This window comes from Chitinophaga sp. 05T412, assembly GCF_056396465.1.
This window is the reverse complement of the sequence record NZ_JBFTLN010000002.1, coordinates 1-12,072: the sequence shown is the minus strand read 5'-3', so window position 1 is coordinate 12,072 and position 12,072 is coordinate 1. Positions and strand designations below refer to the sequence as shown.

Below are 12,072 nucleotides of genomic sequence, written 5' to 3'. Positions count from 1 at the left end.
CAGAAGTGCCGGATTCCGGCACTTTTTTTATTTCTATTCTTCAAACGCCCATGAAAATGTTCAGGAACTATTGTAAAACAGCATTCAGAAGCCTGTTGAAAAACAGATTTACATCCTTTGTTAACATCGGAGGCTTAGCGATCAGCTTAGCCAGCTTCCTCATTATTTTACTTTACCTGAATTATGAATTGAGTTATGATCAATGGGATTCTTCTCTGCAACGGGTTTACCGGATATCTAAGCACTCGGAGAGTAATTTTGCGAACAATCAGGCACCGGCACCACTGGCGCCGTTGCTGCAGGAGCATATGTCAGAGATAGTGGCGTATACACGGATACAGCCAAGCGGTAACTATGAAGCACTCATGAGTTACGGGGATAAGAAAATATTCCAGAAAGATGTGGTCATGGCGGACAGTGGGTTTTTACAAGTATTTCCCTATCGATTGTTAGCCGGCAATGCCGCTACTGCCTTCCTGCAACCAGGATCAGCGCTTATTACGGAGGAATTGAGCCATAAGCTATTTGGGAAGAGCAATCCTATTGGCAAAGTGATAATGATGTACAACGAAGTGCCGTTTACGGTGACCGGTATTATAGCGATACCAGAAACGCCGGCGCATTTCAAAGCTTCCGCCATCATGCGAAATCCCAGGATGTTCAACGGCTGGGGCAATATGTCCTATGTTTCGTATGTGCGTTTAGGTAAGGATATGACGGTGGCTGATCTGGAGGATAAAGTAAATCATACATTCTACGATTTTCATGAGAAAACAGGCGCGCAATCTTACGCGGAATATCTGAAGGCAGGACATAAGCCGTCTTTGCTGATAGATGCAGTGAAGAATATTCACAACTTCCCCCGCTTTGGTAAAAGCTCTTTTAAAACCACGATGATTCTTTTCGTGCTGGCGGGTTTGTTGTTGTTGAGCGGCGCACTGAATTCGAGTAACCTGTCGTTGGTAAGAACATTACAGCGTTCACGGGAAGTGGGCGTACGAAAAGTGATGGGGTCCAGTCGTTCGCAGGTGCTTGCACAATTTCTGACAGAGGTATCCCTGCAATGCCTGCTAGGACTGATGTTAGCCGCGATATTGTGTATGCTGACATTGCCCGTGTTCAACAAAACTTTTGGTTTGTCGTTGTCTTTCTTCCGGCAAATGCAGTCGTTTGATATGTTATGGCAATGTGGGGTAGCGTTGATCGCTATTGTGTTGATTTCCGGTTTATATCCGGCGGTGATGTTTGCACGGCAGAGTGCTGTGAGTGTGCTGAAAGGCAACTTCAGCATGGGCGTTACCGGCAGGCGTTTCAGTCATTCGCTGATTGTAGTGCAGTTTGCAGTATCGGTGTTTTTCATTGTCAGTGTGCTGGTAATGGCGCACCAGATGAATTTCATGAAGCACCGTGATATTGGTTTCAATCCCAACCAGGTGGTGCAGATAGAAGCCATGCAATCTACCCGTGAAGAAAATTTTGCACGAACCAGAACCCGGCTGCTGCTGATTCCTGGTGTGCAAAACGTATCTAAAACTACAGCGGTACCGGGTAATGAACATGTAGATACTTCTTCCACCACTTTCACCTACGGAGGAGAGCCTAAAATGCTTACTTCTGTACGGGTAAGCAGTGATTATTTCCTCACACTGGGGATGCAGGTACTGCTGGGCAGAATGTTTAGTGATGCACATCCGGAAGACCAGGACAACACGGCTGTTATCAATGAGTCGGCCGCTAAAGCACTGGGAGTAAAGGACCCTATAGGATCAAGGATCAGTTATGCCGAATGTGATAGTGTACCCTATGAAATAGTGGGGGTAGTAAAGGACTTTCAGGTGCAGGGGTTTGATAGTTATGTGCGGCCAACGTTGTACAGCATTTCCAATGCGCATTGTTCGTATCAGTCGGGTGGCGCGCTGATGGTGAAAGTGAATACGGCCAACCTGGATAAAACCCTGGCTGATATTCAAAAGTTATGGGGAACGGTGGAACCGGGAATCCCTTTGCGGTATTCTTTCCTGGATGATAATTTTCAACAATTGTTTAGCGGGTATAACCGGGTGAGATATATCATTTATGTATTTACCGTGATCTCCATTTTTATTTCCGTGATGGGCTTACTGGCATTAACCATTTATATCACGGAGCAACGCACTAAAGAAATTGGTATCCGCAAAGTGCTGGGTGCCAGCATGGGTAGTATTGTGGCGTTGTTGTCAAAGGATTTCCTCATACTGGTGATTTTATCTATTGTGGTGGCTACGCCGGTAGCCTGGTATTTATTGGAACGTTGGCTGCGTGATTTTGCCTACCATGTACAAGTCAGCTGGCTGTTGTTTGCGCTGGCAGCTATAGGCGCCTTGTTGATTGCCTTTGCTACAGTGGGTTTACAAGCACTACGGGCAGGCAGTGCTAACCCGGTAGAGAGTTTAAGAGCAGATTGATGCCGATGGCAGCAGCAATGGCAGTGTTAAATATGGTTAAATAGGGCATGTCAGCTTATCAAGCGGCATAGAGATTGTGGGAAGGGTGGCACTGTCATTTATAGAACTGTCAGCGTTACATATGCGGGAATCAGCGGAGGGGAATCGTTTTTTTACCTATATCACCACCCACAGGTGGATGGCATTTGCCATAGCGGTAGTTATTTTATTAAGGCTTTCTTTTATAGGGGTGATGGGCGCGATGCCACAGGATGCGTATTACTATTTCTATGGGCAGCATTTCGCACTTTCTTACTTTGACCATCCACCCGCTATTGCATGGATTTTAAGGGCATTTACCGACCTGTTTGGGCGACATGTATTTGTGATCAAGCTGGCGGATACGTTGGTTACCCTGGGTACGTTGGTGGCTTTTTACCGGTTGTCGCGCTGCTTTCTTTCTCCAACACGGGCCTGGAATAGCCTGTTGCTGCTGTATGCCACGCTGATGGTGACCATCTTATCATTAGTATCCACACCAGATGTTCCCTTATTATTTTTCTGGTGTATTTCGCTGATAGCGATATACCGGGCGGTATTTGAGTCGCGTAAAGCATATTGGATATACGCCGGTATTGCCATGGGATTGGCTTTTGATAGTAAGTATACGGCTATCCTGCTGCCAGCGGGAGCGGTGTTGTTCCTGTTGCTGAGTAAGCCGCACCGGCGGTATTTGTGGTCGCCCTGGTTTTTGGCGAGTATCCTGGCATTTGGGGTGACAATTTTACCGGTGGTGATCTGGAATGTGAATAACCAGTTTGCGTCTTTCCGTTTTCAATCATCCGAAAGAGTAGGGGGTGTGGAGTTTCATCCGCTCGACTTCCTGGGCGTGATCGGGCATCAGGCAGCCATTTTGTTGCCTGTCTTGTTAGGCGTGCTGCTGTATTACTGCTATAAATTTGCACGTAAATATACCTGGCGGATCACCCGTATTCCTGCGCCGCAGCTGTTCCTGTTATGTTTCTTTGTACCGCTTTTTTGGATCTTCTTATTAATATCTCCTGTTTACTGGATAAAAATCAACTGGATGATGCCGGCCTATATCACAGGGATTATCTGGGTCAGCACCTGGGTAACGATGCGGTATATCCGCTGGCAGTGGATTTGTTCACTGGTGGTGCATCTGGCGTTGGCAGTGGAGGTTCTTTTTTACCCGGTCCCTATTCATTCTGATGATACCATGATAGGTTGGCGTGGATTAGGTGACGGGGTGAAGGAGCTGGCGGCTACCTATCCCGACGATTTTATCTTTTCGGCAGATGATTATAAAACCAGTGCCATGCTCAATTTGTACCTGGGACGTATGGTGTATTCCAGGAATATTATCGGGGAAAACGCCCTGCAATTTGATTTCATAGGAACGGATGTAAATGCCCTTAAAGGGAGGAATGCCCTCTTTATTAACTCCCTCACGGATGTAAATGATGCCGTTGACGAACTGGCATTTGTAAAAAAACTGGCGCCTTATTTCAGTTCTGTTACCCAGCTGTCGCCTATTGTAGTACGGCAACAAGGCCGTGTGGTGCGGAAGTTCCTGGTATTCCGCTGCCTGGATTATCATCCGCCTTTGGGCAGGCAATGACCGTGGTCATCTCAAAAAATGATCAACATCAATGGGCCGGATAACGCCCATCATTGTTCAGCAATTCAAACGGAGGTAGTTTTACTGTAGCATTTGGACATCCACCTGGATCACCAAAGAAAATAATTAATGAATGACGGAGATGTGCTGTTGATAAAGTATCACCGTTCACTGGCGGTGATACTCTTTATCCGCACATAAAAAATGCAACTCATGTTTAGTGGACTCACACCTACTTCCCGGCAACGCAAATTTTGCGAAGGTTTTCTCTTTTTTCCCATCAAGCATTTACGCAAATACGGGAATCATATTTTCAGGCAATACAACCGGCAGTCGGGGGTGAAAAACCTGCTGGATATGAAGTTGAAGGTGTTAGATTATAATACAGGTCATGCCGAAGATGTAGATGATTATATAACACACCGGGCGATCCCACAGGCCGCGCAGGTGCTGGCCAGAATGGAAGATTTTTATACGAAGATGCAGGAAATGGCCAGCCCTACCCCGGGTGTTTTACAGGATTTTAATGAACTGTTTATCCATTATTACCGGGAAGTATCAGTATATCATAGCGTTGTATTACGCAACCTGAAAGAAGAATTAAAACCGGTATTGAAACCAAAGAAAGGAGATGTGTTTATCGAACAGGGACATGATCATATCAGTAAGGTATATAAACTGGTAAAGGAATTTGTTTTGCAAAGCAAGTCCATTGTGCATCTGATGGAGGACGTAGTGGAAAAAGAATATGCGATTCCACAAGGACCGGCCGGGCAACTGGCCGCTTTGCAGGCAGATATTAAGCAGTTATATTTTATACAGAAAAACCTTTGCCAGTTGTTGAAGAGATGGGAATCCGATAAAAATTTAAATGGACTTCAAACCTATTACAACTAGCGAACAAAAATGTCTTACGAACTGCAGCGTGATCCACCCTATCTTGAGTACCAGGAAGTTTGCAGGACATGGATCCGGATACTGAAAACCTTGCGGGAAGACAATGCTTCTCTGATTAATCGCCTGGCCGCCGCGCTGCGGGGAACCAGCCGTCGTTCTTTTATAGAAGAGGCGGAAGAGTTTCAGCTCACCATGCTGGCGCGCGAAGAGTCGATGATCCTGCTCCGGCATGAGATCGGGGAACAGCTTAGCTGGCTGGAGCAACAGCCGGAAGGCGTTACGGCGCCGCATACTTTTTCTGTATTGGAAAATGATGTAAAAGGTATGATGGCTGGTCATGAAAAAGTGAAAGTTGCCTTCCTCTTATTTATCGCCAAAGAAAATTAATTAATCATTTCGGAAAGTTTCTTCACCGACAACGCCGCTATTTGCCCCTCTTTCAATGCAATCAGTCTTTCATCCCTGAAATCGCCCAGGGTGCGTATCAGCGACTCTTTGGCAACTCCCGCCACTGCTGCAAGATTTTCGCGACTGATATCTATCGTAAAATTTTTATTGCCCGCTGTATTATATTTTTTCTCCAGCATAATTAATGCTTCCGCTACTTTTTTGCGCAGCGAATTATAGGCCAGGCCAATCAGTTGTTGTTCTTTTTCTGCCATTTCCCGGGAGAGCAGCCGGATAAATTTTCCCAGGACTTCCGGGTTGCTGCTGATGAGCTGTTCGAAATCATGGTGGGGAATCAAGGCCAGGGCAGTGTCTTCCATAGCCTCCGCATTTTCCTGGTAGTTGCCGCCTTCGAGGAGCGTGTTATAGCCGAGGAAATCGCCTTCGTTATAGAGACCAATGATCAGTTCTTTGCCCTCATCATTGCGTTTGTAGGTTTTTACTTTTCCCTGTAGCAGGTAGTATAAATATTACGGGCGGTTGCCGGCAGCATAAATACTTTGTTTCTTTTTATAATGATGGGTATTGCGGTCTTCTTTCAGCAGCGATAGCTGGTCGGCGCCACTGCTGGCTGCCAGCAGCATATTAAAGCCCTGCAGGCCATTGGCAGGGGTATGTTTTATTTCAGCACATCGTTTAAGGCGACTTTCAATAGCACTGAGCAGCTCCGTGCCTTCAAAGGGCTTGGTGATGTAATCATCGGCGCCCAGTTCCATGCCTTTCCGCATATCTGTTCTTTCTGCTTTGGCCGTGAGAAAAATAAAGGGCGTGGTTTGTAAGGCTTTATTTTTATGGAGCATATGCAATACGCCGTATCCATCGAGTACCGGCATCATGATGTCGCATACAATGAGATCCGGAAGGTGTTCCAGGGCCATAGATACACCTTCTTTTCCATTGGCGGCGGTGAGTACCTGGTAGTTTGCTAACGCCAGTATCTCAGCCACATTTTCACAGATAGCAGGATTATCCTCTATCAGCAGTATTTTTTCCATGTTCATTGGTTTTGGGGGAGAGGAAGGGAGATGATGAACTCTGTGCCACTTTCCGGCGTACTGTTGCAGGCCACCGTGCCATTCATCAGTTCCGCATACCTGGCTACAATGTGTAAACCAAGGCCGGTGCCCTGGATGTTGGCCACCTGCTGGCTACGGAAGAAGCGTTCAAACAGGTGTTGACGGTCTTCTGCAGAAATACCGATTCCCCGGTCTTTTACCGATAGCAGGAAGGAGTCATGGGTACCTTGTGTACGGATGGAAATGATGCCTCCTTCGGGGGAGAATTTGATGGCATTGGACACCAGGTTCATCACAATGTGTTTCAATAACGTAGGGTCCAGGTTGGTTTGTGGTGTACCGTGGTGTGCATAATAAACGTTTTGTCGAGGTTTTTTGAGGCCATCCATTTCACCGAGAATATTACCGACGTGTTTGGCAGTATCAAAAGTGCTGTAACGGACCTGAATTTTCCCTTCTTCTATTTTTCCTACGGAAAGGAAGTCGTTCAGGATGTCTGTCAGCATATTTACGGAAGATATGATCCGCTGAATGTGTTTACTGCGCTTGGGGATATCTTCCGTGCCCTCGTACTTGGACACCAGGTATACGGAGGAAAGGATGGCGCTGAGGGGTGTCCGGAATTCGTGGGAGGCGAGCGACACGAATCTGGATTTCAGTTCATTCAGTTCTCTTTCTTTTTCCAGGGATATCCGCAGTTCAGATTCCGCTTCCTTGATGCGTGACAGGTCGATGGCAACGCCGATGTAACCGGTGATTTCGCTGCCGTTGCGGATGGCGGATACCGTCAGTGATACAGGTAAGGAAGTGCCGTCTTTCCGGATATAACTCCACTCGTATTCGTTCAGTATGTTGAGTTTCGCTTTGATAATGAGTGTTTCCATACCGGGTTCTACCGGTTGTTGCAGCTGCCGGGAAAACTCTTCTGCCCGGAGGGCCACTTCCTGTTGGTCATGCAGCATGAGGGGGGTACACACATCTATCACTTCGCTGGCTTTGTAACCGAGTATTCTTTCGGCGGCGGGGTTGAACCATTTGATAAATCCATCAGGGTTGATCACAATGATCATGGCGCCGGCATTGCTCCACAGGCTGTTCAGGAAGCTGTTCATCCGCTGGAGGGTACCATCTTTAATGGCGGCTTCCTTTTTCTGCTGATCGAGCTGTTGCCGGGTTTGTTCAGAGATTTTCCGGTCAGAAATATCGATGACGTAAGTAATGGTTAGCAATCCTTCCGGTGTGTTGTGTTCGCCATGGCTGATTTCTACCGGGAACCTGGTGCCATTCTTTCGCAGTGCAATGTGTTCTTTCTCGTCGCAAGGCAGCAGGAGGCTGACTTTCTGGCCAGTGATTTCTTCTTTCGTGTAGCCGAATTGGTTAAGAAGGAAGGGGTTAGCCATCACGATGTCGCTATGGCTATCGGCTACCAGGATGCCAATGGTGGCATGATTAAAGAGCACTTCGAACCCTATATAATTATTTTGATTCGTGTTAATCATACCATTATATGACCCTTTTCTTCGGTGCAATATAAATTTAATGATTCCGGTTGGAATAATATGCACGTTGCAAAAAAAGGGATGTTAACTGTTTCCTAATGTCCGGCGCAGTCTCAAAATGATTTTATTAACACCGTCATTTTGGGTGACTTTGGATGTGGGGAATGGCGCGTATTTTTTTTGTACACTGCGGTTTGGCTTCACCGAATGTTTTTGCGTGTTGTGAAGCGGTCGTTCAATTTTCCGGATTTCGCAAATTTGTTTCCCGAACTCGTAAAGACTTTTTTGGGTGGCCCCTTACTTTTGCGTCACAATTTCAGATAAGCTTTAAGATGTTTAGATATTTACTCCTGATCGCCTGCTTGATGCGGGTAGGGACTCTTTTTGCCCAAACAGATACCACTAAAATACTGCCCGAAGTAGTAGTTACCGCTACGCGCAACGAGCAGTTAATAGATAAGGTACCTGTACCGGTTACCGTCATCAACAAACAGCAGTTGCAGTCGATGGGCGCTGTATTATTACAACAGGTACTGGCCGAGCAAACAGGATTGTTTATTACATCGAATCATGGCACCGGTGTGCAGATGCAGGGCCTCGAAGCGGAGTATACGTTGATTCTGCTGGATGGCGAACCGCTGATCGGCAGAACAGCCGGCACTTTCGACCTGTCGCGTATTGTAGTGAGTAATATAGAAAGAATAGAGATTATTAAAGGCCCGGTGTCTTCTCTCTATGGTAGTGATGCGCTGGCCGGTGTGATTAATATTATTACCAGCAGCAATAAACAAAACGGCTTCACCAGCATTGGCGCGCGCTATGGCTCCAATAATACGTATACGCTGGATGGCAATACCCGCATCCCTTATAAGAATGGTTCGTTTACCGCCGGCGTGAGTACCTATAACAGTGACGGTTATACGTTAGGTAGCGCTACCGCGCCAACGGTATCACCTTTTAAAACGGTGACGGCGCAATCGCGCTGGCAGCACGACTGGTCGCCCAAATGGCATACCACGCTTTCCGGCAGGTACTATGAACAACGCTACAATAGCTACTTTAATGATACCAAAGGGATCGTAGATGATATTGGTAAGGAGAAAGATATGAATGCTTCCGCACAGATAAGCCATACGCCGGGAAAGGATTTTAAGCAGGTATTACGACTGTATTACTCCCGGTATTCGACGAATGAAGAGATGCGTTACCAACAGGATAAATCGGTGTATGACTTATCTTTCTTTAAACAACAATACCTGAAGCCGGAATACCAGGCGGATTGGCAGTTGAATGCGCAGCATCAGCTGACAGGAGGCGTCGGCTATGTACATGAATCGCTGGAAGCCACGCGGTATGACGAGAGGATGGCGTTTAACTCAGGTTATATTTTTCTACAGGAAAATTGGAAACCATCAGCTGCATGGAATATTCTGGCCGGTGGAAGATTTGATACACATAACCAGTATCCTTCACAGTTTAGTCCTAAAGTATCGGTGTCCTATAACATCAACTCCCGCTGGCGTATACTCGGCGCGGTGGGCCGTGGTTACCGGGCGCCAGACTTCCGGCAGCTGTATTTGCATTTCAACAATGCCGCTGTTGGCTATACCGTAGCAGGTACCAAACTGGCCGCAGATATCCTGAAAGAAATGCAGCAACAGGGACAGATCAAAGAAGTGAAAATTGATCCCGCCCAGATGCACGACCTGGATGCAGAAAGCTCCTGGTCTTATAATATAGGGGTAGAAGGGAAGCTGTTTTCCGCCACGGGTATTAAAGTAAACTTCTTTTACAATGATGTAAAAAACCTGATCGATACCCGGGTGATTGCCGTAAAAACCAATGACCTGGCGGTGTATAGCTATGTGAACCTGAAAAGTATTACCACCTCGGGTGCGGAAGTGTTGTTATCGCAGCAGATAGGCCGCTACTGGCAGTTATCAGGTGGTTATCAATATCTCCGGTCCAGAGATAACGAACTGTTTAAAAAAGTAAAAAAAGGAGAAGTATATACCAAAGATGCCGGCACCGGAGAAACCCGCGCCCTGGCTAAAAGCGAATACTTTGGATTGTTTAACCGCTCGCCGCATTCGGGCAATTTTAAAATTGCGTATATCCAGCCCCGTTTGGGTATTGATGCCAATGCCAGGGTACTATACCGTAGCAAATACGGCTTTACAGATGAGAATGGCAATAACACGCCTGATCTGAAAAGTGAATTTGTGCCCGGCTACGCTACCGTTAACCTGGCGGCCGCCAAAACGTTGTTCCGTAAGCAATTGCGGTTACAAGCCACCCTGGAAAATTTGTTTAATTATACAGACGCACAACATATTGCTACCATGCCTGGCCGGATTTATTCGCTGGGTGTTACCTGGAATTTTTTTCACACTAACAATAAATAATAAGAACCTATATGAAAATGCAATTTCTTTCAGCAGGCGTCCTGCTACTGTCTTTCTTCGTACTGTCGTCCTGTAGTAAAGATGATAAGGTCACGCCTGCGCCGCCGCCGGTAGTAACCTTGCAGTCGAAAGCGGCAATTAATATAGATGGAGATGCGGCCGGAAAAGACGTGTATACACTTTATAGCCTGGCAGAGAATAAGGTGATTCCTAACAGTGATTCCGCTACCACCAAATGGGATATCGGATTTAAGGCTACCACGGTGATTGTCAACGGCGGCAGCAGCGGTCCGGGTAAAGGAGAAGGGCAGGTGGTTACTGGTGTATATAAGAACCTGCTGGAAGCGCCAGCAGCAGGCTACAAAACAGATGCGGCCGCCACCAAAGCCATTACCGGCTGGTATTCCTATAACATGGATACCCATATCATCACGCCAATTACGGGCGCTATCATTGTGCTGAAAACGGCTGCAGGTAATTACGCCAAACTGGAAGTGACCAGCTATTACAAAAATTCACCTGCCACGCCAGATGATAAATCCGAACGTCGCTACTACAATTTCCGGTATGTATACCAGGCCGACGGTTCCCGCAATTTCAAATAGTATTAACAGTATAGTATCATGAAACACATTACCAGATTAACCATTGCTGCCACTTGTTTAGCGTTGAGCGCTACCGCCCAGCAAAAAAGTAACGATAAACTGGCCCAGGATAAAGCGGCTATTAAAAACATGTGCGGCTGTCAGGAAGTTACCTTCGAATACACCGAAACATTTCCTGCAGATACCAGCTATAAACCCAAAGGATACCATAAAATTACCGATGCTGTTGAATATGTGACGGTGGCGGCGGAAGACCGTAACCGTATTGTATTGCAGCATTTGCTGATTGCAGACAGCATGGTGATTAAACACTGGACGGAAGACTGGCAATATGAAAATCAGCAGTTGCTGGCTTATCAACAGGACAATGAATGGAAAAAGGTGACGTTGCTTGCTGCACAAGTAAAAGGACAATGGACACAAAAAGTATATGGGGTAGATGACGAACCGCGTTATGAAGGCTCCGCTTCCTGGGTACATGCAGATGGCCGCCATTATTGGGAAGCCGCCAGCGATGCACCATTGCCGCGCCGGGAGTATACTACCCGCAAGGACTATAATGTGCTACACCGTATTAATCACTATGAAATTACCGCTACGGGATCTGTGCATGAGCAGGATAACGCCAAGATTATCCGCAGCAACGGAAAAGATCAGGTATTGGTAGGAGAAAAGGGATTGAACACTTATAACCGTACTGACGAAAAGAAATGTGCAAAAGCGAAAGAATGGTGGGAACAAAACAAAGCATTCTGGGCAGTAGTACGCAAAAGCTGGGATAAGGTATACGGCGTTAACAGTGTGATTAACCTGCAACACAAAGTGAACAACGAGCCGCTGTATAAAGTGATGATGACGCTGGAGCAGAAAGCTTTCCGCAAGGAGTTAACAGGCGAAGCGTTGGAGAAAGAGATTAATGTAACGTTACAACAGTTCGCTACAAAAACGGAGTTGAGTTTACAACGATAAACGAGTGGATAAGAGGGACTATTTCACTAAGTGTGTAAACTTAAAAATCGGGGGATCAAATTAAAAGTTAGATTCTCACTCTTTTATCAAAAATAGTTAAAAACTGATTTAGGATCATGCCCCAGTTTCTAATGGGCATGGTCCATTTTTTTGATACTTCCCACTTCCC

10 protein-coding genes are annotated in these 12,072 nt (G+C 46.4%); 7 read left to right on the top strand and 3 right to left on the bottom strand.

The window, feature by feature from the left end:
• The first annotated feature begins 56 nt into the window (after positions 1 to 56).
• The 4 genes from AC1DFM_RS03535 to AC1DFM_RS03520 all read left to right on the top strand — a co-directional run bounded on the left by AC1DFM_RS03535 (position 57) and on the right by AC1DFM_RS03520 (position 5,349).
• On the top strand, positions 57 to 2,444 hold the full coding sequence (locus AC1DFM_RS03535) for an ABC transporter permease (protein ID WP_477075344.1): 2,388 nt from the start codon (positions 57 to 59) through the stop codon (positions 2,442 to 2,444).
• 178 nt (positions 2,445 to 2,622) lie between these two features.
• A complete protein-coding gene (locus AC1DFM_RS03530) occupies positions 2,623 to 4,065 on the top strand; it encodes an ArnT family glycosyltransferase (protein ID WP_477075343.1) in 1,443 nt (480 codons plus the stop codon).
• Between the two features lie 213 nt (positions 4,066 to 4,278).
• The gene (locus AC1DFM_RS03525) at positions 4,279 to 4,962 is read left to right on the top strand and encodes a hypothetical protein (protein WP_477075342.1); all 684 of its coding nucleotides are present in this window, start codon (positions 4,279 to 4,281) and stop codon (positions 4,960 to 4,962) included.
• Positions 4,963 to 4,971: 9 nt separating this feature from the next.
• A complete protein-coding gene (locus AC1DFM_RS03520; protein ID WP_477075341.1) occupies positions 4,972 to 5,349 on the top strand; it encodes a hypothetical protein in 378 nt (125 codons plus the stop codon).
• Here AC1DFM_RS03520 and AC1DFM_RS03515 read toward each other — a convergent pair.
• Genes AC1DFM_RS03515 through AC1DFM_RS03505 form a run of 3 tightly spaced genes read right to left on the bottom strand, consistent with a single transcriptional unit; the run spans position 5,346 to position 7,924 of the window.
• Entirely contained in the window at positions 5,346 to 5,867 is a 522-nt protein-coding gene (locus tag AC1DFM_RS03515; protein WP_477076030.1) for a Crp/Fnr family transcriptional regulator, read from the bottom strand. The two genes, AC1DFM_RS03520 and AC1DFM_RS03515, sit on opposite strands and share 4 nt — an antisense overlap.
• A 12-nt stretch (positions 5,868 to 5,879) precedes the next feature.
• On the bottom strand, positions 5,880 to 6,404 hold the full coding sequence (locus AC1DFM_RS03510; protein WP_477075340.1) for a response regulator transcription factor: 525 nt from the start codon (positions 6,402 to 6,404) through the stop codon (positions 5,880 to 5,882).
• 2 nt (positions 6,405 to 6,406) lie between these two features.
• The gene (locus tag AC1DFM_RS03505) at positions 6,407 to 7,924 is read right to left on the bottom strand and encodes a sensor histidine kinase (protein ID WP_477075339.1); all 1,518 of its coding nucleotides are present in this window, start codon (positions 7,922 to 7,924) and stop codon (positions 6,407 to 6,409) included.
• Between the two features lie 332 nt (positions 7,925 to 8,256).
• Here AC1DFM_RS03505 and AC1DFM_RS03500 point away from each other — a divergent pair, with 332 nt between their 5' ends.
• Genes AC1DFM_RS03500 through AC1DFM_RS03490 form a run of 3 tightly spaced genes read left to right on the top strand, consistent with a single transcriptional unit; the run spans position 8,257 to position 11,903 of the window.
• On the top strand, positions 8,257 to 10,329 hold the full coding sequence (locus AC1DFM_RS03500; protein ID WP_477075338.1) for a TonB-dependent receptor plug domain-containing protein: 2,073 nt from the start codon (positions 8,257 to 8,259) through the stop codon (positions 10,327 to 10,329).
• Between the two features lie 11 nt (positions 10,330 to 10,340).
• Positions 10,341 to 10,934, top strand: a complete 594-nt coding sequence (locus tag AC1DFM_RS03495; protein ID WP_477075337.1) for an HmuY family protein — start codon at positions 10,341 to 10,343, stop codon at positions 10,932 to 10,934.
• An 18-nt stretch (positions 10,935 to 10,952) separates the two neighbouring features.
• On the top strand, positions 10,953 to 11,903 hold the full coding sequence (locus tag AC1DFM_RS03490) for a DUF6607 family protein (protein WP_477075336.1): 951 nt from the start codon (positions 10,953 to 10,955) through the stop codon (positions 11,901 to 11,903).
• Positions 11,904 to 12,072 lie beyond the last annotated feature (169 nt).